General features: G+C 55.5%; 21 protein-coding genes. 10 read left to right on the plus strand and 11 right to left on the minus strand.

Annotated elements, in window-relative coordinates; genetic code table 11:
* Positions 1-125 precede the first annotated feature (125 nt).
* Entirely contained in the window at positions 126-641 is a 516-nt protein-coding gene (locus ACOSDR_RS02100) for a TetR/AcrR family transcriptional regulator (protein ID WP_420724542.1), read from the plus strand.
* A gap of 25 nt (positions 642-666) precedes the next feature.
* Here the strand turns inward: ACOSDR_RS02100 and choV are convergent, their stop codons facing one another.
* The 4 genes from choV to ACOSDR_RS02120 form a co-directional block, all read right to left on the minus strand.
* Positions 667-1,686 (minus strand): choline ABC transporter ATP-binding protein, encoded by a 1,020-nt coding sequence (gene choV / locus ACOSDR_RS02105; RefSeq protein ID WP_420724541.1) that lies wholly within the window; start codon positions 1,684-1,686, stop codon positions 667-669.
* A complete protein-coding gene (choW, locus tag ACOSDR_RS02110; RefSeq protein WP_420730260.1) occupies positions 1,683-2,522 on the minus strand; it encodes a choline ABC transporter permease subunit in 840 nt (279 codons plus the stop codon). The genes choV and choW overlap by 4 nt, the downstream gene beginning before the upstream one ends.
* Before the next feature lie 77 nt (positions 2,523-2,599).
* A complete protein-coding gene (locus ACOSDR_RS02115; RefSeq protein ID WP_420730261.1) occupies positions 2,600-3,532 on the minus strand; it encodes a choline ABC transporter substrate-binding protein in 933 nt (310 codons plus the stop codon).
* A 136-nt stretch (positions 3,533-3,668) separates the two neighbouring features.
* Entirely contained in the window at positions 3,669-4,415 is a 747-nt protein-coding gene (locus ACOSDR_RS02120) for an IclR family transcriptional regulator (protein ID WP_420730262.1), read from the minus strand.
* 89 nt (positions 4,416-4,504) lie between these two features.
* Between ACOSDR_RS02120 and ACOSDR_RS02125 the strand changes: the two genes are divergently transcribed.
* The 3 genes from ACOSDR_RS02125 (at position 4,505) to ACOSDR_RS02135 (ending at position 8,279) form a co-directional block, all read left to right on the plus strand.
* Entirely contained in the window at positions 4,505-5,629 is a 1,125-nt protein-coding gene (locus tag ACOSDR_RS02125) for an FAD-dependent monooxygenase (protein WP_420730263.1), read from the plus strand.
* A gap of 38 nt (positions 5,630-5,667) precedes the next feature.
* Positions 5,668-7,248, plus strand: coding sequence for a benzoate-CoA ligase family protein (locus tag ACOSDR_RS02130; protein ID WP_420730264.1), 1,581 nt, complete (start codon positions 5,668-5,670; stop codon positions 7,246-7,248).
* 83 nt (positions 7,249-7,331) lie between these two features.
* Positions 7,332-8,279 carry a DMT family transporter gene (locus ACOSDR_RS02135; protein WP_420724535.1) on the plus strand — a complete coding sequence of 316 codons (948 nt, stop codon included), beginning with the start codon at positions 7,332-7,334 and terminating at the stop codon, positions 8,277-8,279.
* Between the two features lie 15 nt (positions 8,280-8,294).
* On the opposite strand, the gene ACOSDR_RS02140 is transcribed toward ACOSDR_RS02135, so the two are convergent.
* The 4 genes from ACOSDR_RS02140 to fabI all read right to left on the minus strand — a co-directional run bounded on the left by ACOSDR_RS02140 (position 8,295) and on the right by fabI (position 13,066).
* Complete coding sequence (locus ACOSDR_RS02140) at positions 8,295-10,295, minus strand: adenylate/guanylate cyclase domain-containing protein (protein WP_420724534.1); 2,001 nt, start codon at positions 10,293-10,295, stop codon at positions 8,295-8,297.
* Positions 10,296-10,496: 201 nt separating this feature from the next.
* On the minus strand, positions 10,497-11,084 hold the full coding sequence (locus ACOSDR_RS02145; RefSeq protein ID WP_420724533.1) for a peroxidase-related enzyme: 588 nt from the start codon (positions 11,082-11,084) through the stop codon (positions 10,497-10,499).
* 23 nt (positions 11,085-11,107) lie between these two features.
* Complete coding sequence (aroC, locus tag ACOSDR_RS02150; RefSeq protein WP_420730265.1) at positions 11,108-12,193, minus strand: chorismate synthase; 1,086 nt, start codon at positions 12,191-12,193, stop codon at positions 11,108-11,110.
* Positions 12,194-12,223: 30 nt separating this feature from the next.
* Positions 12,224-13,066: an enoyl-ACP reductase FabI gene (gene fabI, locus ACOSDR_RS02155; protein ID WP_420730266.1), complete on the minus strand. Its 843-nt coding sequence runs from the start codon at positions 13,064-13,066 to the stop codon at positions 12,224-12,226.
* A gap of 139 nt (positions 13,067-13,205) precedes the next feature.
* Here fabI and ACOSDR_RS02160 point away from each other — a divergent pair, with 139 nt between their 5' ends.
* Positions 13,206-14,627, plus strand: a complete 1,422-nt coding sequence (locus ACOSDR_RS02160) for a YihY family inner membrane protein (RefSeq protein WP_420730267.1) — start codon at positions 13,206-13,208, stop codon at positions 14,625-14,627.
* A gap of 3 nt (positions 14,628-14,630) precedes the next feature.
* Here ACOSDR_RS02160 and ACOSDR_RS02165 read toward each other — a convergent pair whose 3' ends face one another.
* Positions 14,631-15,575: a DnaJ C-terminal domain-containing protein gene (locus ACOSDR_RS02165; RefSeq protein ID WP_420724529.1), complete on the minus strand. Its 945-nt coding sequence runs from the start codon at positions 15,573-15,575 to the stop codon at positions 14,631-14,633.
* Positions 15,576-15,679: 104 nt separating this feature from the next.
* On the minus strand, positions 15,680-16,183 hold the full coding sequence (locus tag ACOSDR_RS02170) for an RT0821/Lpp0805 family surface protein (RefSeq protein ID WP_420730268.1): 504 nt from the start codon (positions 16,181-16,183) through the stop codon (positions 15,680-15,682).
* Positions 16,184-16,363: 180 nt separating this feature from the next.
* On the opposite strand from ACOSDR_RS02170, the gene pdxH reads away from it, so the two are divergent.
* The 3 genes from pdxH to ACOSDR_RS02185 are packed head-to-tail and all read left to right on the plus strand — an operon-like array spanning position 16,364 to position 18,687.
* Positions 16,364-16,960 carry a pyridoxamine 5'-phosphate oxidase gene (gene pdxH / locus ACOSDR_RS02175; RefSeq protein WP_420724527.1) on the plus strand — a complete coding sequence of 199 codons (597 nt, stop codon included), beginning with the start codon at positions 16,364-16,366 and terminating at the stop codon, positions 16,958-16,960.
* A gap of 12 nt (positions 16,961-16,972) precedes the next feature.
* Positions 16,973-17,929 (plus strand): cation diffusion facilitator family transporter, encoded by a 957-nt coding sequence (locus ACOSDR_RS02180; protein ID WP_420724526.1) that lies wholly within the window; start codon positions 16,973-16,975, stop codon positions 17,927-17,929.
* Positions 17,926-18,687: an SDR family NAD(P)-dependent oxidoreductase gene (locus ACOSDR_RS02185; RefSeq protein WP_420724525.1), complete on the plus strand. Its 762-nt coding sequence runs from the start codon at positions 17,926-17,928 to the stop codon at positions 18,685-18,687. The genes ACOSDR_RS02180 and ACOSDR_RS02185 overlap by 4 nt, the downstream gene beginning before the upstream one ends.
* 42 nt (positions 18,688-18,729) lie before the next feature.
* On the opposite strand, the gene ACOSDR_RS02190 is transcribed toward ACOSDR_RS02185, so the two are convergent.
* On the minus strand, positions 18,730-19,308 hold the full coding sequence (locus ACOSDR_RS02190) for a gamma-glutamylcyclotransferase (RefSeq protein WP_420724524.1): 579 nt from the start codon (positions 19,306-19,308) through the stop codon (positions 18,730-18,732).
* Positions 19,309-19,478: 170 nt separating this feature from the next.
* On the opposite strand from ACOSDR_RS02190, the gene ACOSDR_RS02195 reads away from it, so the two are divergent.
* Positions 19,479-19,847, plus strand: coding sequence for a response regulator (locus ACOSDR_RS02195; protein WP_420730269.1), 369 nt, complete (start codon positions 19,479-19,481; stop codon positions 19,845-19,847).
* A gap of 54 nt (positions 19,848-19,901) precedes the next feature.
* Entirely contained in the window at positions 19,902-20,855 is a 954-nt protein-coding gene (locus ACOSDR_RS02200; protein ID WP_420724522.1) for a DMT family transporter, read from the plus strand.
* Positions 20,856-20,928 lie beyond the last annotated feature (73 nt).

A 20,928-nucleotide genomic window follows, 5' to 3' on the forward strand; every position in this document is an offset into this window, starting at 1 on the left:
TTGAGGTTTTGGAATACATTGCCTGTGCAGCATCGGCACGGCGCGCGTGCGTCCATCCAGGCACGCCTTGAATAAAAAGTATCGAGTGGGAGGTATGGAATATGGGGCGTTTGCAAGAGCCTGATATGCGAACAGATATTCTGGATGCTGCGGAAGCGATCGTGCGTCAGCATGGCTTTAACGGTTTTCACATCGAAGATGTTGCGGCCAGTCTGGACATGGAGCGTGCAGAGATCCTAAAGCACTTTCCGAACAAGGATGATCTGGTTCGGGTTCTGGCGGAACGGTATGCCGCGCATTTCTTGGAACAGGCCGGTGCGGTGCTGCGGCAACCGGGAACCGTGTCTGACAGGATCGCCGCTTACGGTGAATTATTTCGAAATTCCTATCAGGATGACGGCAAGATGTGTCTGTGCGGTATTCTGGCGGCAGAAGGTGCCGATATCCCAAGGTCTGTGCGCGTGATCGTGGCTGATTTTTTCCGGGTCAATATTGAACTGCTTGAGGCAACCACCCAGAAAAAGCAGGAAGCGCGCCTTATCCTGTCCTCGCTTGAAGGGGCGATCTTGCTTGCGCGTGCCAATGAGAATATCGGGCCTTTAAATGACGTGATCAGCGACCTACGGCTGCGTTATGTCTAGATATTAGGCCCCAAAAGGGTGTCGCCTACTTGGCCAGATTGTCCAGAATATCATTGGATGTAATGATACCGACCGGTTTCCCATCTTGCAGCACCCGAATGGGGACTTCGGTTGTCCGGCTGATCTTGATGACTTCGTTCACGGTCAGATCATGGGCAACTTCTGGCGCATCAGCCGGGGCTGTGCCATCCACCATGACATCCTGCGCGCACAGAACGCCCAGCGGATTCATATGGGCGACAAAGTCAGCCACATAGTCATTGGCTGGGGCGCGGATGATTTCCTGCGGTGTACCGCATTGAACGATGCGCCCGCCTTCCATGATTGCGATGCGGCCGCCCAGTTTAAAGGCCTCGTCCAGGTCATGGCTGACAAAGATGATAGTCCGTTTTAGGCGAGCCTGCAGGTCCAGTAATTCATCCTGCAACCGGGTCCGGATTAATGGATCCAAGGCCGAAAAAGGCTCATCCATCAACAAAATTGGGGCATCGGTGGCAAAGGCACGGGCCAGGCCGACTCGCTGTTGCATGCCGCCTGACAATTCGCCAACTTTTCGATCGGCCCAATCGGTCAGGCCGACCAGATCCAATTGCTTGCGGGCCTGTGCTTCGCGCTGATCCCGGTCCATCCCGGCCAGTTCCAGGCCCAGGGCGACATTATCCACAACATTGCGCCACGGCAGCAGGGCGAATTGCTGAAACACCATCGCGATGCAGGAAAGACGCATTTTGCGCAGGGTTGCAGGATCGGCCTGTGTAATATTGACCATCCCGTCGCCGCCATCGATGGAAACCGATCCCCGCACCACAGGATTAAGGCCGTTCACCGCCCGCAACAAGGTGGATTTGCCTGACCCAGACAGACCCATCAGGACAAGGATTTCCCCTTGTGCCACAGTCAGATTGCAATTGTGGACGCCCAGCACCTGGCCGGTTTCTGCCTGTATTTCACCGCGTGTCTGGCCTGCATCCATGGCGGGCAGGGCGGCGGCTGGCTGTTTCCCAAAGACAATGGAGACATTATCAAAAATTACAGCATCGCTCATTTGTCACGCCTTTCGATGCGCAGAATACGGTCCAGCATGATCGCCACCACGACAATGATAAATCCGCTTTCAAAGCCCAGCGACGTGTTCACGGAATTCAACGCCCTGACGACCGGCACGCCCAGGCCGTCGGCCCCAACCAGGGCTGCGATCACGACCATAGACAGAGACAGCATGATGGTCTGGTTCAGACCCGCCATGATTTGCGGCAGGGCATAGGGCAGTTCCACCTTCCACAGCGTTTGGCTGGGCGTTGCGCCAAAGGCCCGGGCGGCCTCCAGCAACGGGGTTGGCGTATTTGAAATCCCCAAATGCGTCAGTCGAATGGGGGCGGGGATAACGAAAATCACGGTTGCGATTAATCCCGGCACCATGCCAATTCCAAAGAAGACAATGGCAGGGATCAGATAAACGAAAGTAGGCAGGGTTTGCATCAGGTCCAGCACCGGGCGCATGGCTTGATACAGCCGGGGGCGATGGGCACTGGCAATGCCAATCGGAACCCCAATCGCCATGCAGACGACACAGGCGGACAGAACCAGTGTCAGGCTTTCCGTGGTTTCTTCCCAATAGCCCTGATTCAGGATGAACAGGAAACCCAACAGCACGAACAGGGTTATCTTCCAGTTGCGGTGCGCAAGCCATGTCAGGGCGACAACGATGCCAACGATGACCAAGGGAGGTGGCGTTTGCATGACCCAAAGCAGGCTTTCGATCAGCGTTTCCATTGCAACAGACAGGCCATCAAAGAACCATCCGCCATGGGTTTGCAGCCAATCAAAGACGGTCTTCGCTGTCTGACCAACAGGGATTTTTGTTTCGCTTATCCATTCCATAGGGGGCCATTCCTTTGATCAGGGTGGCGGGTGGGGAAGTAAAAACCCCTCCCACTGGAGGTGGGAGGGGGTATTTCTTACAAGCCCAGGCTGGACTTCACAGCCGCCATCGCATCGCCACCGTCTTTGGTGGTGACGCCGGCAAGCCAGGCATCCAGAACGCCAGGATTGGCTTTCAACCAGGCAGCGGCTGCGTCATCCGGGTCTTTCCCATCGTTCAGGATCGCCGCCATGATTTCATTTTCCATGGCCAAAGAGAATTTCAGGTTGTTCAGGAAGGCACCAACATTCGGGCATTCCTGAATATAGCCCTTGCGGACATTGGTATAAACCGTCGCGCCGCCCAGATTGGGGCCGAAATAGTCATCACCCCCTGTCAGATAGCTCATATCGTAATTTGCGTTCATTGGATGGGGTTCCCAGCCCAAGAATACGATCGGTTCGTCGCGTTTTGACAGGCGGTCGACCTGGGCCAACATGCCTTGTTCGGAACTTTCTTTGATCTCGAACCCTTTCAGGCCAAAGGCGTCTTTTTCAATCATGTCCATGATCAGACGGTTGCCATCATTGCCAGGCTCAATCCCATAGATCTTTCCGTCCAGGGCGTCCTTATGTTTGGCGATGTCGGCAAAATCTTTGATCCCCAGATCGGCACCGGCCTTGTTGGTCGCCAGAGTATATTTGGCGCCTTCCAGGTTCTCGCGGGGTGTTTCGATGCTGCCATCGTCACGATAGGGGGCGATATCTGCTTCCATCGTCGGCATCCAGTTGCCCAGGAACACATCAATGTCACCAGCTTTCATCGAGGCATAGGTCACCGGGATCGATAACAATTTGACTTCTACGTCATATCCCAGTGCTTTCAGCACGGTCTTGGATGCGGCAGTTGTTGATGTAATGTCGGTCCAGCCGACATCCGAGAACCGCACTTCGTCGCATTGTGCAAAGGCAATGTTACTGCTTACAGCAAGCGCCGCGACTGCGGTCATCGTGGTTTTCAAGAAATTCATATGCTGTCTCTCCTGTTTTTATGCCGTCCGGCTGGATTCCGCCAGACTGACAATCTTCGAAATTGAAGCGATAGGGTTCTACTTTAGACCAAAAACCGCAACTTATTTCTCAGGAACCCTCGTTTCGAATGGCGTATCAGCCCTTTGGCTGAGCCAAAGATACCTGCTGGCATGCAGCTTTCAGGGATGAAAGGGCGGGGCCGGCAGGGTTGGTTAAGTCGGGATCTGTGGAAATCAGGGTCACGACAGCTTCCGCTTCATTCTGCCAATTGGTAACCGGGGCGGCAATGGCATACAGGCCGGGGATGAAATTCCCTCCTGCCATGGCATAGCCTTGTTTTCGAATGCGATCCTTTAGCATCGGTGCTGTGGACCGCTGTCCCTTCGGCAAAAGCGGCTGGGTTAACGCATCTGCGCTAAATGCCAGGAAAACCTGACCTGTCGCTGATGTCAGCAAGGGCAGCACCGTGCCCAGACCCAATGTTGTTATGACATGATTGCGGCCACGCTGCCATCGCACGATGGTGGACCCGCTGGCTCCCAGGACCGACAGCATCGCGGTTGCCCCAACCTTGTCTACCAAATCAGGCAGGATAGCGGCCGTTTCGTTGACGAAATCATTTCGTGCCAGGGCGGAAATCCCCAAGGCCGACGCAAAGGGCCCCAGATCATACCGTCCGGAACGCTCCCGTTGTCGCAGCATTCCCTGCGCGACCAGACTGGACAGATAGCGGTGCAGCTTGCTGGTCGACATGCCGGTCCGCGCGCCAACTTCTTTCAGGGTCAGCGGTTCCGATGCGGCGGCAAAGACCCGCAGAACGGACATCGCAATATCAACAGATCCAATTCCCCTGCGTTCCTCAGACTCCGAAACCATATCCATCCCCTGATTCCATTATTGTCTATTGGTAAATATAATGTACATTGGTGAATAATAAAAATGTTTAATTTGGGATGATAAGGAGACGCTGGATGCGCATTGCCGTTATCGGAGGGGGGCCTGCGGGCCTGTATGTTGGCTATCTGCTGCGCCGGGCATTTGCCGATGCGCGGATCGATATCGTCGAACAGAATCCAGAAAATGTGACCTGGGGTTTTGGTGTCGTGTTTTCCGATACAGCGCTGGATTTCCTGCAAAGTGACGATCCAGAAACGCATGCGGCGATTGTGCCCCATATGGAAATGTGGCGGGATCTGACGCTGGATCATGCGGGCACGCGCATTGCCATCGACGGTGTTGGCTTTGCCGCGATTGGCCGGTTGAAGCTATTGCAATTGCTGACGGAACGCGCCCGGTCCGTTGGTCTGATGCCGCAATTTGGCACCCCCTTAATGGATATCAGTGCCTATCAGGACTATGATCTGATAATCGGGTCCGATGGGGTGAATTCCATCGTGCGCCAGTCGGGGTCTTTTGGGACGGTTTTAGAGCCCTTGTCGAACAAGTTTGTTTGGTTCGGGGCACGGCGACCCTTTGATACCCTGACCCAAAGCTTCCGTGAAACGACGAAGGGGCGATTCAATGCCCACCACTATCGCTATGCGCCGGATATGAGCACATTCATTGTTGAAACGGATGAGGCAACATGGGCGGCGGCAGGTTTTGCCGATATGTCTGAGGAAGAAAGCCGGGTCACCTGCGAACAACTATTCGCCGATGTGCTGGAGGGCGCGCCCCTGGTTGCAAACAAGTCACTGTGGCGGAACTTCCCCAAGCTGTGGAATGACACATGGTATGACGGCAACAAGGTTTTGCTGGGCGATTCCCTGCACACCGCACATTTCTCCATCGGGTCTGGTACCCGCCTGGCGATGGAGGACGGGATTGCGCTTGTTCGTGCCATGACCGACGCAAATGGTGACGTTTCAAAGGCGCTACCTGCCTATCAGGCCGCCCGCAAACCGATTGTTGAAAAGATTGTCGTCGCCGCCAACCGTAGCGCCCTTTGGTATGAGGATTTTGCCAAACATATGGAGCTTTCTCCCTGGGATCTGGCGGATAGCTACATCCGGCGGGCAGGGCGCATTGACGATGATCGCCTGCGCAAGCTGGCCCCGAAATTCATGGCAGGCCTGGACGCCCATCGCGCCGCCTGAGCCTTTAAAATCCCGATAGTTTGTGAGGATAGACCCCAATGACTCAGATTGTTGATCCGGTTCCCAATGACACGCCCGGCGCACGGGAAATTCAATTTTCTGTACCGCAGCACTACAATGCGTCCGCCATTCTGTTTGATAATCTGGCAGCAGGGCGCGGGGGTAAGGTTGCCGTTGTGACGGAACGGGAAAGCCTGACCTATGCGGAAATCTGCGCCCAGGCGTGTCGCATTGGCAATGGATTGCTGGATCTGGGACTGACGCGCGGGGACAGGCTGGTCCTGGTTCTGAATGACAGTCCAGATTACATCGCCGCCATCTTTGGGGCGCTGCGGGCCGGGCTGGTGCCATTGTTGATTAACACGCTGTCTCCCGCGGATCAGATTGCTTTCTTTTTGGAGGATTCTGCTGCGACGGTCGCGCTGACCCATGGAGAACATCTGGGCCTGTTTTCCCAATCGTCCCCAAAACATTTGATTGCGTTGGATTCGGATGAGGGGAAGGCCTGGATATCCAAACAATCCCCCGATCTGCCGCAGGCCGATACATCCCGCGATGATATGGCCTTCTGGATGTATTCATCGGGATCCACTGGAAAACCCAAGGGCGTCGTGCATCTGCATCACGATATGGCCTATACGGTGGAAAGCTATGCCAAGCGGGTCTTGCAGATCCAGGAGAGTGATATCTGCTTTTCTGTCCCAAAGATATTCTTTGCCTACGGATTTGGAAATTCGGTAACGTTCCCCTTTGCCGCCGGCGCAACCACGGCGCTGCTGCCGGATCGCCCAACCCCGGAGCGTATGTTTGCTCTGATCAAGACCTGTCGCCCGACGTTATTTTTTGCCCTGCCCACGGTGTATACGGCCCTGATCAAGCATCCCTCTGCGGCAACGGCGGATCTGTCTAGCGTAAGACTGTGCATATCGGCAGCCGAAGTCCTGTCCGGCGACGTCTTCACCGCCTGGAAGTCGCGCTTTGGCCATGAGATCATGGAAGGGCTGGGCTCAACAGAGGTGCTGCATATCTATCTGTCCAACACGTTGGATCAGAAGAAGCTGGGATCGGCTGGCAAGCGCGTGCCTGGATATGAATTGAAGCTGACGGATCGGGACGGACAGTCCGTTGGTCCGGGGGAAGAAGGTATCCTTTGGATCCGGGGTGATTCGGACGCGCCCTGCTATTGGAACCGCCCTGACAAGACCGCAGAGACAATGCGCGGGGATTGGATCTGGACCGGCGATCGCTTTGTTGTGGACCAGGATGGCTTTTACTTCTTCCGTGGGCGCGCCGATGACCTGATCAAGGTCAGCGGACAATGGGTCTATCCGCTGGAGGTCGAATTGTGCCTGAACGAGCATCCAAAGGTAACGGAATGCACTGTGCTGGGTCTGACCTTGGCAGATGGCCGAACAACCCTTGTTGCCGCGGTGGCACCCGGTCCCGGTATTACGGGGGATGATGCTTTGTCTTCGGAATTAAAGGATTATGTGAAGACGACCCTGCTGCCATACAAATATCCCAGACAGTTTCTGTATCTGGATACTTTGCCCAAGACCGGGACGGATAAGATTGATCGTCAGGCCTGTAAACGCCTTTTCAACGAAATGGAAGCATAAGGTCTGATCCGGGCCGCCTCATTGCAAAGCAGGGTGCCGTGTGGTCAAACCAGTGCCCATGGCTGTAAAATGAGAGTGATACCGTGAGTGATCAGCATTCAGATTCCGTGACAGGCTCTGCCGCGCTGCTGCAACGCAGAAATGCGGAGGCGTATCTGTTCCTGATATTCACCATGCTGTGCTGGGCCGGGAATGCCATTATGGGGCAATTAGCAGTAGGGCAGGTTTCGCCCATGTTGGTTGTGCTTGGGCGATGGGCAGGCGTGATGCTGTTATGTGGCATTTTCATGCGGCACCATCTGAAACGCGACTGGCCGGTCCTGCGCAAGAACCTGGTCTTCCTGTCGATCGCGGGGGCCCTGGGATATTCTGCCTTTAATGGATTATTCTATCTGGCGGCACATTCGACCAGCGGGCTGAATATTGGGATTCTGCAAGGATCCATGCCCGTATTCGTCGCGATGGGGGCGTTTCTGGTCTATCGCACCCGGATCACCCGGCTTCAGTTGTTAGGGGTGATCCTGACGGTCAGCGGGGTCATCATCATTGCCAGTGCGGGCAGCCTGGACCGTCTGTTGCACCTGGAATTCAAACGGGGCGATCTTCTGATGATCTGCGCCAGTATTCTGTATGCTGGCTATACAATCGCGCTGCGCAACCGCCCCGCGGTTTCACCACTCAGCCTGTTTGCCGTTATGGCCGCCAGTGCTTTCGTCCTGTCCATCCCATTTGCCGGGATAGAATATATGCTGGGGGCGTCGCAATGGCCCACGCCCTTTGGCTGGTTGGTGGTTGGATTGATCACGATCTTTCCATCCTTCCTGGCGCAGCTTTTCTTCATTCAGGGGGTGGACCGTGTCGGGCCCAGCCGGGCGGGCGTGTTTATGAATCTGGTTCCAATTTTCGCAGCCGGCATGGCCGTTGTCGTCCTGAACGAGTCCTTTGAAATATATCACGGGGTCGCCTTGGTTCTGGTATTGATCGGCATTTATCTGTCCGAAAAGTTCAAAGCGCCCCTGGGACAACCCTAAAACAGGGCAATCAGATCATTGGCGAACAGTATCCATCGCGGGGGCGGAGGTCACTGGACGTGCGGATTTGCGCCGGTCGATCACCTGATAGATGGCCTGCGGTTGATCAAATCCCTTTAGATTGAACTGACCCAGCTCTTCGAATGTGAAGTTCTTACCCTGGCAAAGATCCCGGACGATGCTGCTGACCGCCGTTTGCCTGGGGCCGGCCTTGGACAGGACGCGCGCCGCCATGTTTACAGGCGTTCCAAACAAATCGCCGCTTTCATGAATGGGTTCACCGGCACTGATGCCAACGGATATCTCAAACGCCAGATCGCTCATCATCGTGCTGAATTTAGCGATACCATCCTGCATCAACAGCGCTGCTTCGACCGAATTCACAACGGCGGGGAAGGAGGCCATGATGCCATCGCCCGTATGCTTGATCTCTCGACCGCCATATTTTGTGATTGCCTCGCGCACGATATCATTATGGGCGCGCACCACATTCATCAGCCATTCGTCCCCTTTTTGCTGCTGATTTTTGGTTGAACCGACGATATCGGTGAATAAGACCGATACAAAGCCATAGGATCCCGGTCCTTCAGACGGGTCATCATAGTGCTTTGGATCGTTTTTCGCCTCAGTATTCTGACCCGGCGCGGCTTTTGGGGTCTTCCACATTTTCAGGGCGTCGGCGAAACCAGAGCTCGCATTGGGATCGCGCCCCTGGTTCAGCGCGCTGCCGCGTCCCAGTGAATACATTTCAAAGAACCGCTTATCCAAAAGATATTCGTCAATATTTGCAGCGAACCCCTTAGCCATCGCGGTTGGCGCGCCCATCGCTTCGATCTGTTCACACAGGATATTGCGAACTTCTTTCGCTGCGACCTTAAAGCGACGCGCCAGCGTTTCGGCTGCACCCGCCAGGAACAGGATGACCCCGAATCGCAGAAAATGATCCTTATCCAGCGTATTGGCCGATGCGGCCTTCGCATCGTTTACAATTTCCTGTAAGGCGCTCCTCAATGGGCCAGGACCGGTCGGTTCCTGGGTCGGCGGCGGTGTGGGCACTGTTTCGCTGTCTTCTTCGAGATCATCCGCCTCATCTTCCAAATCCGGTTCCTGGGCTTCCTGATCAATCTGGTCGATAGAGTGTAGATCGGCTTCTTGTATCGCGTCGTAAGGGGGAACCGTGTCCAAGCTTTCCTGTTCAGGGGCAATCGCCTCTTCATATTGTGCGGCGGCATCCTCCAATGCCTTCGCCGCCAGGGCGGCTGCTTCAGGACTGGCCTTTTCAGCAATTGTCGGGGCTGTTTCTGGGTGCTGTTGCGGAGCCGAAGACGTCTGCATATTCCGCATGATACGGCGCAAGATTGGCACAAAGGTTACGATCCACCCTGCCAGCCAGGCCCCCACCAGAAGGATCTGGCCAGTCTTGGAGCCAAAGGACAGGCCGGCCATTGTCAGTCCCTTAAGGACATAAAATGCGCCAATTCCAGCACCGGTACCGACCAGACAGGCCAGCAGGAAACCGATCATCAACTTCGGTATGGCAGCCGACCAATCCGAATCCCCCTGAACCTCATTGGCCTTTGGGGGGCGACGCAATTCGGGTTCTTTCCCGGTGGCTTTTTTCGCATTGTCTGTTTTTTGACCGGCGACGCGCTGCTTAGCCAAAGCGGCAGCGTTGGCCGCTGCGGAGCCACTGGGCGCGTTGCGTAACACGGCTTTAGTCGTGTTCCTGCCGGCGGTCGGGCTGGCTGACCCATCTGCGCCAGCCGTAATGCTGGTTACCGGAGGTTTGGTCTTCAGCTTCGGGCTGTGATAAATGACGGATTCTGATGCGGTGCCAGAGGCTTTGTCAAAGCTTTCACGAACAACACAGGCGGCATCGAAATGTCCCTGTGTATCCAGACGCTTGGCCTCATCAATCGCAGCCTCCCGCTCGCTCAGCGGATAGCGATGATGAATCTGCCATCGACCATACTGGAGGTAGTAGACCTCAAAAGAGACCGATCTGCCACCTGACATAGAATGTCCGCCCCAAATTTCCGCCTGTTATAGCGCCCCATATTCACCCTTGGAACAGATCCTCCCCCAAAGGCCTGCGCCACGAACCAGTACTATACCGGATTCTGAACAACAGGATGAAACAATAGTTTGAAGGAATGGTTAACAAGATAGCACGGCATGACTGGCACCGTGATCGGGCATACTCATCGGGAAACGGAGTCAGCCATCCTTGGGAGTCCGGTTCATTCCGTGATAGGCTTCGTTCGGCATCATTTCGACCGCATGGGCCATGCGGTTCGTGTAATTGAAGAACGCCGCCGTCTCCGCAATGTCCCAAATGCCTTCATCGCTGAACCCGGCATCCCGCAGGGATTGGCGCGCGGCCTCATTAATCTTTTCAGGGTCATCGGTCAGGTCCCACACGAAATCCAGCATGGCCCGGTGGCGGTCGCTTAACTCCGCCATGCGGTAATTCATCACCAACATTTCCCCTAATACAGGGTCCCCGGACAGGGCACGCACCGCCTGTCCATGGGCGACCAGACAATACAGGCACCGATTTCGGCACGATACCGTGACCGCAATCATTTCCCGCTCCAATTTGCTTAATGGTCCTTCGGACAGCATGATTTCATTATAGCTGTCGATAAATTTCCGCAGGCGCGCGGGTCGGAAGCTATATGCCTTCAGGACATTGGGTAACAGGCCCAGCTTTTCGCGACAAATTGCAAAATACTTCTGCAAATCCGGGTCAAGCGTCGCCTCATCCGGCACCGGCAGGGCGTGGATCTTTTCAGATTTGGTCATGTCAGCCTCTTTCAGGAAGGGGGTTACCCACATTGCGCGCGATGGCGCATCAAATGATCCAACAGGGTGCACGCGACCATGGCTTCCCCAACGGGAACAGCCCGTATTCCAACACAGGGGTCGTGGCGACCCTTGGTGATGATTTCTGCTTCCTCACCGCTTGTGGTGATGGTGTCGCGCGGTTGCAGGATTGAACTGGTCGGTTTGACGGCAAAACGTGCAATGATCGGCTGTCCGGTGGAAATTCCACCCAGAATGCCGCCCGCATTATTGGCCCGGAAGCGGGGCTTGCCGTCATTACCCATTCGGATCTCATCGGCATTTTCTTCGCCCGTTAAGGCGGCAGCCCCGAATCCAGCGCCAATCTCAACCCCTTTGACCGCATTAATCGACATCAGGGCTGATGCCAGATCGGAATCCAGCTTGCCATAGACCGGTGCACCCCAGCCGACCGGGATGCCTTCTGCCACAACCTCAACGACCGCGCCGCAGGAAGACCCGGCCTTACGGATACCATCCAGATAGCTCGCCCAGTCCTGGGCGGCGACGGGATCGGGACAGAAGAACGGATTGTTATCAACCTCATCCCAAACCCAGCGATCCCGATCGATCTGATGCGGACCCATTTGAACCAGGGCGGCGCGCAGGGTGAATTCATCCCCCAGAATATGGCTCAACACCTTACGGGCGACGCCACCGGCGGCAACCCGCATGGCTGTTTCCCGCGCTGAGGAGCGTCCCCCCCCCCGATAGTCGCGAATGCCGTATTTTTCCCAATAGGTGAAATCGGCATGACCAGGGCGGAATTTCTGTGCGATGTCCGAGTAATCTTTGGACCGTTGATCCGTGTTTTCGATCAGCAAACCAATCGGTGTTCCGGTCGTTACCCCCTCAAACACGCCTGACAGGATTTTTACCTGATCAGCTTCCTGGCGCTGGGTTGTGTAGCGGGATTGGCCGGGGCGACGCTTGTCCAGATAGGGCTGCAAGTCAGCCTCTGACATTGGGACAAGGGGCGGGCAGCCATCGACGACACAGCCAATGGCGGGACCATGGCTTTCCCCGAAGGTTGTCACCCGAAACAATGTGCCAAAGGTATTATCAGACATGCGCCCGCCTTAGTGAGTCGAGCGGACTGGTCAGCCCGCTTTCTTATTCAGGCCGGTCAACAGTTCCGTCACAGCCGGGGCCTGATCCACCGCGACCATCCCGACCGTGTGATATCCGCTGTCGACATGATGCACCTCACCCGTCACACCGGAAGACAGGTCGGACAGGAAATACAGACCGGAATTCCCAACCTCATCAATCGTCACATTCCGACGCAGGGGCGAATTCAGTTCATTCCATTTCAGGATATATCGGAAGTCACCAATACCGCTGGCTGCCAGGGTCTTGATCGGACCGGCGGAAATCGCATTCACGCGGATGCCAGTCGGGCCCATATCAGACGCCAGATAGCGCACGGACGCTTCCAATGCCGCCTTTGCGACGCCCATGACATTGTAATGGGGCATTACCCGTTCGGCACCGTAATAGGTCAGTGTCAGGATCGATCCGCCCTTTGCCATCAGTGGGGCCGCGCGCTGCGCCAGGGCCGTCAGCGAATAGCAGGAAATATCCATGGTGCGCAGGAAGTTTGCACGACTGGTCTGCAGGTACTGGCCTTTCAACTCATCCTTATCGGAAAAGGCAATGCCATGGACCATGAAATCCAATTCGCCAAATTCAGATTTCAGTGTTTCAAATACCGCGTCCATGCTGTCTTCGCTGGTCACATCACAGGGCAGGACAATCTTGGACCCCAAACTGTCGGCCAGCGGTCGCACGCGTTTTTCCAGCGCTTCGCCCTGATAAGTAAAGGCCAATTCAGCTCCTGCCGCAGCACAAGCCTTTGCAATGCCCCACGCGATCGATTTTTCGTTCGCGACACCTAAGATGACGCCCTTTTTGCCCGCCATGAGGGATTCAACTTGGCCCATGCCCTATAATCTCCAAAAATCACTGTTCATCGCAAAGAGCCGCACTCTAGACCCGACGTCTCAATCCGTCAAAGCGAAGCCCCTATCGAAACTTTACTCAGTCCCGCTATACTAACTTACAACCAGATGGGAAAGCAGTATGAATGATGTAACAGGGAACAACAGCACAATGCCAGAGAAGAAAGCCCCACCTAAAGCCAGTCTGGGCAAGGTGCTGAAGCATTTTTTCCAGTTTTTTGTGTATGCAGGCATCCGGTTCAATATCGATGGGTGTCAACAACGCGCAGCGGCCCTGACATTCACCTCTCTTCTGGCGATCGTACCGCTTTTGGCGGTCAGCTTTGCCATTTTTTCGGCTTTCCCCGCTTATGATTCGCTGAAAACTGAGGTTCAGAGCTATCTTTTCAGCAATTTCATTCCATCGGTTGGCGATGAAGTGCAGGGGTATCTTGAAAAATTCACCGCCCAGACGGGACGCCTGACCGCGGTTGGAATTGTGTTTCTGGCACTCAGCGCCGTCATGTTGTTGATGACAATATCAAACACGATGAACATGATCTGGCAGACCAAACAGACGCGGGGCGTTGTTTCCCGCCTGATGGTATTCTGGGCGGTACTGACCCTGGCCCCCATGCTGTTTGGGGCGTCGTTGTCGCTGTCTGGGTATTTGTTTGCCCTGGCGCGGGCCAGCAATGTCGAATCAGTCACAGGCAATCTGGCACAATTGGCGATGGTTTTTCCCTTCCTGCTGCAAACAGCCGGCTTATCGGTGTTGTATCTGGTGATGCCCAACTATCCCGTTCGCCGCCGTGATGCCCTGATCGGGGGGCTGGTCGCTGGTGTGCTGCTAGATTTGCTGAAGCGGGGATTTGGCATTTATATCACCGCCTTCCCAACCTATGAGACGATTTATGGCGCGATGGCGACGATCCCGATCTTTCTGATCTGGGTTTATCTCAGTTGGATGGTTGTGCTGTTCGGGGCGGAAGTTACCGCCGGGCTGCCGGAATGGCGTCACGGGCAACGCAATCCACGCCGGGAAGGCCTATCCCCGTTGCATCGATTGGCCGCTGCCCTGTCTGTTCTAAGCGCCCTGCAACGGGCCGCTGCGACGGATGGCACCACCCTGTCAGAACGCAGGCTGGCGCGGCTGGCCAAGGTTGGCCCTCAGGCGCAGGGCTGGGCCACACGCAAATTGAAAAGCCTGAACTACATTGCCAGGGCCGATGGTCATAATTGGGTGTTAAGCCGCGATCTGTCCCAGGTCGATCTGGCGACCTTGTATCAGGATTTAGAGCTGGACCTGTCCGGTCGCATGCCACGCGGCCAGTTGAATACGGATTGGGGGCATCAATTGACCGAGATATTGGATGATTTCAGCAAGGCGCGGGATGAGGTGATGAGCACCGATCTGCGCAGTTTCCTGACATCAAAATCACCACAGCATGATGCGTTGCCCTCTGAAGAGGAGGATGAAGGGCCCCCAGGGGAATCAAAGGCAAGCTTTAACGCTAAAGTCCTGGCACTGATTGGACTGGGGGCCTTATCGCAGAGCGGGTGATAATCAGGGCTTGTCCAGGCCAACGCGTTTGCGCACGTCATAGTCATAGTCTTTCGACCACTCCTTGACGAAATCGACCAGTGCCTTGTCGGGCTTGTCGGGCAGGACGACGATTAACTTTGCGAACTGGTCGCCAGCGACAGCGCCACCAGCGGGTTGAATGCCCTTGCCCCGCAGGCGCAAGCTGGTTCCACTGTTCGATCCTGCGGGCGCGGTGACCGATACATTGCCATGGACCGTCGGAACAGTGATCTTTCCACCCAGCACTGCCTCAGCCAGGGTGATTGGGACATCCAGAAAAATATCGTTCCCGTCGCGTTCAAAGAATGGATGCGTATCAACCTGGATTTCGATAAAGGCATCGCCTGCCGGACCGCCACCCATACCGGGCATGCCCTGTTGTTTCAGGCGCAATGTCTGACCATCTTCGGTTCCTGCCGGAATGCGGACATCCAGGCTTTTCCCATCATACAGGTTGATCCTGCGTGTCGTGCCTTTAGCGGCATCTAAAAAGGACACGCGCAGCGAATAGCTGACATCCTTGCCCTTCATTTCCATGGTGCGGGTGCGCCCGCGGTTGCGACCGAACAGGTCGGCAAAGATATCTTCCGCTGCCGCACCGCCAAAGCCGCCCGCGAATCCCCCACCCGGACCACGTCCACGTGCACCAGATGGGCCGTACCCGCCAGCGCCAAAGCCACCGCGCGGGGCCCCATCGGCACCGATTTCACCACGGTCAAATTTGGCACGCTTTTCCTTATCGCCCAAAATGCTGTGGGCGCTGGAAACTTCCTTGAAACGTTGTTCGACGATGGGATCATTCGGATTCAAATCCGGATGAAATTCCTTCGCCAGTTTACGATATGCCTGTTTAATTTCATCGGCGCTTGCTGTGCGCTTCACACCGAGTACATCATAGGGATCTTTCATACCTGTCCCGACTGCCATTTTTCACAGACTCCTTCACATGCAACGCGCGCACCGGCACACCATTCCGGTCCTACGCCCGAAGGCAAGCAAGAATCGTTCCGAGAGCAGAAAGGATATAAGACTTAACTGACGATTTTCCAAGTTCCGTCTGGCTGACGACAGGCTGTGCCATAGGCCTGTTGCGACTCGCCGCCGATATCCACGGTCTGTGTGAATTCGCGGCAATACTGGCCATCTGTGTTCTGATAGGTCTTTTGGGGCGTTACCGCACCGGAATTCCCGGTATTCGGGTTGGACCAGGTCGAAGCCTGTTGATCCGGTTGGGTTTCCAGGGCGCGCTGGGTTGTGTTGTTGATCTTCATCTTATCCACCTCGTCCAGAGATCGACCAATGGAAGAACCCGCCAATGCGCCCAGTACGGCACCCAGACCGACCGCGACAAGTTGTCCTTTACCCTTACCAACCTGGGAGCCAAGAACCCCACCCAAGACAGCACCGCTCGCGCCGCCGATGGTTTCTTTCTGACCCGCGCCAGAGCAAGCGCTCAACCCGATCACGCTTACCAGCGCCAGTGCTACGGCCTGACTTGCAATCCGTTTGGGGAGCAGTCGCTTAGTATTAATCATAATCTAAAATCTCCTCGCTATAGAATGTCCAACCCAACGGGTCTGCCTGATATGACATCATGATTAAGACGTTTGACATCCATATTTCCGTCGTGACCGACCGTAAAGCCCTTCACGCCCGTTGAGACTGTGCATCCCGCCCTCTATATAGGTACTACACATCATAATTATGGCGATGACATGACCGAATTTAAAGAGACTGATCCTTTAAAACTGTTTGCAGACTGGATGGCAGAGGCTGAAACCACTGAGCCCAACGATCCCAACGGCATGGCTTTGGCGACTGCAGATGCACAGGGGCGTCCGTCCGTGCGCATGGTCCTTCTAAAAGGCTATGATGCGGACGGTTTCGTGTTTTACACCAATCTGGGAAGCAAGAAGGGGGTTCAGCTTGCGGAAAACCCCAATGCCGCGCTGCTGTTCCATTGGAAAAGCCTGCGTCGGCAAATTCGAATCGAAGGCCCGATCTCTCCAGTGACAGATGCTGAAGCAGACGAGTATTTTGCGTCCCGCGCCAAGCAAAGCCAAATCGGGGCTTGGGCCAGTGAACAATCGCGCCCCTGTGACGGTCGGTTTGAACTGGAAAAGCGAGTCGCGAAATACGCGGCAAAATATGCGATTGGTTCGGTTCCAAGACCGGCCCATTGGTCCGGTTTTCGTGTCAGCCCGCGCTATATTGAATTCTGGAAGGATGGGGCATTCCGGCTGCATGATCGCCAAACATTCACCCGCGAGACCCCGGAAGAATCCTGGACGATCACGCGGTTGTTCCCCTAGAATTAATTGGCGATGAGCGACCCAGCGACACCAGACCCCGTAAAATACCTCGGCAGGGGGCATTCGAAACAGCAAAAGCTGTTGCGCTACGCCACCTATGCCTCGGCGGCGACGGCAAGCCTGTTGATCGCCACCAAGGTGGGGGCCTGGGTGTTGACGGATTCCGTTGCGATGCTTTCCAGCCTGATCGATTCCATGCTGGACCTTGTTGCATCGCTGATAACCCTATTTGCGGTTCGACAGGCCATGGTGCCCGCTGATTCCGAACATCGGTTCGGACATGGTAAGGCGGAACCCCTGGCTGCGCTGGCGCAATCAGGGTTTATCGCCGGGTCGGCGCTGTTGCTGCTGGTTGAAGCAATTGATCGCCTGTTCACACCAAAGCCGATACAGGAAACTACCATCGGCATCGCTGTCATGGTGTTTTCAATCTTCGCGACCTTGGCACTGGTCTTGTTTCAGCGCTATGTGATCACGCGCTCCAGTTCCGTAGCGGTCACCGCAGATTCCGCGCATTACAAGGCAGATCTGTACGCAAATCTGGGGGTGATTGCCGCTCTGGTCGTGGCGGGCACATTTGATTTTCCTTTGGTCGATCCATTGTTTGGCATCGCGATTGCGGCCTTCATCGCCTATGGCGCATGGCAGGTGGGCACAGAGTCCTTCCAGATGTTGATGGATCATGAATTACCGGATGAAGACCGCGAACGCATTCGTGCCATCGCCCTGGCCTATCCGGACGTATTGGGTGTTCACGATCTGCGCAGCCGCAAGTCGGGCCCTGATACTTTTATTCAGATGCATCTGGACTTTAACGGGCATCTATCGCTCAATCGTGCCCATACGACAGCCGATGCGGTGGAAAAGGAGGTCATGGAGGCCTTCCCCGGCGCAGAAGTTTTCGTCCATCAGGACCCGGCATCACCGGCACCCGATACACCCTCAGAGAGCGAGACTGTAAAGCCATGAGCGAGTCCCAACACCGCCGCACTGTGATCCTGACTGGCGCAAGCCGGGGTATTGGACATGCTACCGTCCAGCGCTTCTCAGACGAAGGGTGGCGGATCATCACCTGCTCTCGTGAAGGCATTCCCGACCATTGTCGCGCGGATCCTAACTGGACCCATCATATCCCGACAGACCTCAGCGATAAGGGCGATGTCGAGGCTTTTGTGAAAAAGGCCAATGAAATTCTGGGGGACGAGCCGGTCCACGCGCTGGTCAACAATGCCGCTGTATCGCCCAAGGCGGCCTTCAAGGAAAGACTTGGCTGCTTGAACGGGGATTTGGACCGTTGGCGCGAAGTGTTCGAGTTGAATTTCTTCACCCCCCTGACCCTGTGTCGGGGATTTGCCCGTGCCCTGGGGCGGGGATCACGGCAGGGCAATGGGGCGTCGATTGTAAACATCACCTCCATTGCAGGACATGCCATTCACCCCTTCGCCGGATCCGCCTATTCGACTTCAAAAGCAGCTTTGTCCGCCCTGACGCGCGAATTATGCGTAGAGTTTGCGCAGTTGGGCGTGCGCGTGAACGCTGTTGCGCCAGGAGAGATTGAAACAGAGATGATCGGGGAAGAATATGAACCCCTGATCGCGCGCATCCCGATGCAACGCATGGGCAAGGCGCAAGAAGTCGCTGCCTGTGTGTTCCAGCTCAGCAATTCAGATTTCAGCTATGTCACAGGCACCGAAGTCTTTGTGACCGGCGGTCAACATTTGTATTGAACTGACGCGAAGATCGTGGCGGCGCGCGTATTGTTTCAGAGATTATATTCCCGCGCCCGCGTCCAGTTCCCCGGTCAGGCGCAGAACCCGCTGAAGCAGGTCCTGTAAATGCAAATCCTGATAGCCGTGCTTTTGTAATGCGCGGATCGTGTTGATCAGATAGTCCCGGTTCAGGCCTGCCTCTCCCCGCGCATTCAGGATAATGCGTGCGGCATCATCTGGTGCAATGACACCTGCAAAATGGGGATGTTTAGGATCGGCCACAAAACAATGGGCCAGAACCGTGCGATTATCAATCAGGCTGATTGGCAGATGGTCTGGTCGATAGGCATACCCGCGCAATTCGCGCTCTTCCAGGTAAACAGAGGTTTCAGGCCAGTCTTTCGGGTCAATTCGAAAAGCCATGCCCTCGCATTGTGCGCCTGGCTGTGGCGCCAGACCCAGCACCAGACCGCGACAGTCGCGCGTTCCGCGATGATGCTCTGACCAGATGCAAAAGCTGCGGGAATAATCTGGCAGGACCGCCTTTATGGCTTCCTGATGAGGGAAGCCAGGGCGCCACATAAGGGAGCCGTAGCCATATACCCAGATTGTTCCCTCGTCGGTCGCTTCCGACCACATAACTGACCTCTCTTTACGATATGCAAAAGCACCTGATCAGATGGGTCATAACGGGTTACGTCAACCCACTGAGGTTATCAGGCTTGTTATAAAGCCGCATGTTTGCGACAAAAGTGCCGGAATAGTGCGAACCAGACCTGATGCTAAGGTGCGGAACGAAGGGCTCCCAAATGGCAAAGATTCTTTTGATTGATGATGACGCGCCGACATTAATGCTGGTTCAGACCCTCCTGCAAGGTCACAATTACACAGTGGTTTGTGCCTCGTCTGGAAATGCCGGGGTCGAAATGGCCGTTTCAGATGAAACGTTCGATCTGATTATAACAGACCTCAGCATGACTGGCGTTTCTGGATGGGATGTCGTGCGGGCGATCCGTGCCCATCCCGCGGGAACAGAAATTCCAATCCTGGCGCTGTCCGCTTATACCTCCGCCCAGGATCGCGATGAAGCCTTTGAGGCTGGTTGTTCTGCTTATGAAAACAAGCCGATCAATCAGGGTCGATTGTTGGAAAAGATTGCGACATTGCTAAAGTCCTGACGTGTTCTTGCCGTTTTATCTGGTGTCTTCCGCCGTTTTTGGAGTCCTTTTTTCATGACATCCCCTGGCGTTGATCCGATTGCTTTGTCTCAAACGGAGGCGGGCGTTCCTTGGAAAGGGATATCTTTCGGATTGGCCACAGCGATCATCTGGGGAACTTGGCCGGTCCTTTCCCGGTTTGGTGTTCAGCAAAATCTGTTGGCGGTGGATGTCGCCATGCTGCGATTTCTGGTGTCGGGGCTGATCATGTTGCCCCTTGTCCTGCGGCGCGGTCATGGCGGACTGGGCTGGGGCAGGGCGCTTGTTCTGGCGGTTGGCGCAGGGGCTCCTTATGCCCTGGTGACGATTATCGGGTTTTCCTATGCCCCGGCTGGGCATGGTGGATTGATCATTCCCAGCGTCATGTTGACCTGTTCCACATTGGGGGGCTGGTTGCTGTTGAAAGACCGCCCGAATAGGAAGCGGCTTGTCGGGTTGGCGATTGTTCTGTCGGGCGTGGTTGTCATCGGGTCGGCTGGTGCCATGGCGGGGGATGGATTTTCCATGCTGTGGCTGGGTCATATCCTGTTTGCCAGCGGCGGTATGTTATGGGCTGTCTATACGGTTTTCAGCCGGAAATGGGGGGCAGATCCCTTGCATGCGACCGCGCTGGTATCGGTCTTGTCTTTGGTTTTATTCGGGCCGATCTACCTGATGATGCAGGGAACCGCCTTATTGCAGGCACCCATTGAAGAATTGCTGTTGCAGGGGGTTGCGCAGGGGCTTGTCGCGGCAGTGCTGGCCTTGATTTGTTATACCAAGACGGTTGCCGTGCTGGGGGCGGGACGCGCTGCTTTGTTCGCGGCACTGGTGCCCGGGTTTTCCGCTCTGTTCGCTTATCCGATATTGGGAGAGGTCCCCACCACACGGCATCTTTTGGGGTTGGCACTGGTCAGTGGGGGGATGGTCTTGGCGCTTGGCATCCGGTTTGGTCGGTCCAGGACCAGAATTCCCCCTGTGCCGTCTTAGGGGCATCCAGCCTTGAATGTGATCGGCCTGTCTGGGCATGGTGCATCAGGACTTGGAAAGTGTACCGCCAGAC

Source organism: Hwanghaeella sp. 1Z406 (assembly GCF_048892425.1).
Classification (GTDB): domain Bacteria; phylum Pseudomonadota; class Alphaproteobacteria; order UBA8366; family Aestuariispiraceae; genus Pacificispira.

What these genes read in the sequence shown, in the direction of transcription:
- ACOSDR_RS02170 (WP_420730268.1), bottom strand. Translation starts at nt 16,183, where the DNA reads ATGATTAATACTAAGCGACTGCTCCCCAAACGGATTGCAAGTCAGGCC.
- ACOSDR_RS02125 (WP_420730263.1), top strand. Translation starts at nt 4,505, where the DNA reads ATGCGCATTGCCGTTATCGGAGGGGGGCCTGCGGGCCTGTATGTTGGC.
- ACOSDR_RS02185 (WP_420724525.1), top strand. Translation starts at nt 17,926, where the DNA reads ATGAGCGAGTCCCAACACCGCCGCACTGTGATCCTGACTGGCGCAAGC.
- aroC (WP_420730265.1), bottom strand. Translation starts at nt 12,193, where the DNA reads ATGTCTGATAATACCTTTGGCACATTGTTTCGGGTGACAACCTTCGGG.
- choW (WP_420730260.1), bottom strand. Translation starts at nt 2,522, where the DNA reads ATGGAATGGATAAGCGAAACAAAAATCCCTGTTGGTCAGACAGCGAAG.
- pdxH (WP_420724527.1), top strand. Translation starts at nt 16,364, where the DNA reads ATGACCGAATTTAAAGAGACTGATCCTTTAAAACTGTTTGCAGACTGG.
- ACOSDR_RS02140 (WP_420724534.1), bottom strand. Translation starts at nt 10,295, where the DNA reads ATGTCAGGTGGCAGATCGGTCTCTTTTGAGGTCTACTACCTCCAGTAT.
- ACOSDR_RS02200 (WP_420724522.1), top strand. Translation starts at nt 19,902, where the DNA reads ATGACATCCCCTGGCGTTGATCCGATTGCTTTGTCTCAAACGGAGGCG.
- ACOSDR_RS02130 (WP_420730264.1), top strand. Translation starts at nt 5,668, where the DNA reads ATGACTCAGATTGTTGATCCGGTTCCCAATGACACGCCCGGCGCACGG.
- ACOSDR_RS02115 (WP_420730261.1), bottom strand. Translation starts at nt 3,532, where the DNA reads ATGAATTTCTTGAAAACCACGATGACCGCAGTCGCGGCGCTTGCTGTA.
- ACOSDR_RS02100 (WP_420724542.1), top strand. Translation starts at nt 126, where the DNA reads ATGCGAACAGATATTCTGGATGCTGCGGAAGCGATCGTGCGTCAGCAT.
- ACOSDR_RS02160 (WP_420730267.1), top strand. Translation starts at nt 13,206, where the DNA reads ATGAATGATGTAACAGGGAACAACAGCACAATGCCAGAGAAGAAAGCC.
- ACOSDR_RS02190 (WP_420724524.1), bottom strand. Translation starts at nt 19,308, where the DNA reads ATGTGGTCGGAAGCGACCGACGAGGGAACAATCTGGGTATATGGCTAC.
- ACOSDR_RS02120 (WP_420730262.1), bottom strand. Translation starts at nt 4,415, where the DNA reads ATGGATATGGTTTCGGAGTCTGAGGAACGCAGGGGAATTGGATCTGTT.
- ACOSDR_RS02195 (WP_420730269.1), top strand. Translation starts at nt 19,479, where the DNA reads ATGGCAAAGATTCTTTTGATTGATGATGACGCGCCGACATTAATGCTG.
- fabI (WP_420730266.1), bottom strand. Translation starts at nt 13,066, where the DNA reads ATGGGCCAAGTTGAATCCCTCATGGCGGGCAAAAAGGGCGTCATCTTA.
- ACOSDR_RS02145 (WP_420724533.1), bottom strand. Translation starts at nt 11,084, where the DNA reads ATGACCAAATCTGAAAAGATCCACGCCCTGCCGGTGCCGGATGAGGCG.
- choV (WP_420724541.1), bottom strand. Translation starts at nt 1,686, where the DNA reads ATGAGCGATGCTGTAATTTTTGATAATGTCTCCATTGTCTTTGGGAAA.
- ACOSDR_RS02180 (WP_420724526.1), top strand. Translation starts at nt 16,973, where the DNA reads ATGAGCGACCCAGCGACACCAGACCCCGTAAAATACCTCGGCAGGGGG.
- ACOSDR_RS02165 (WP_420724529.1), bottom strand. Translation starts at nt 15,575, where the DNA reads ATGGCAGTCGGGACAGGTATGAAAGATCCCTATGATGTACTCGGTGTG.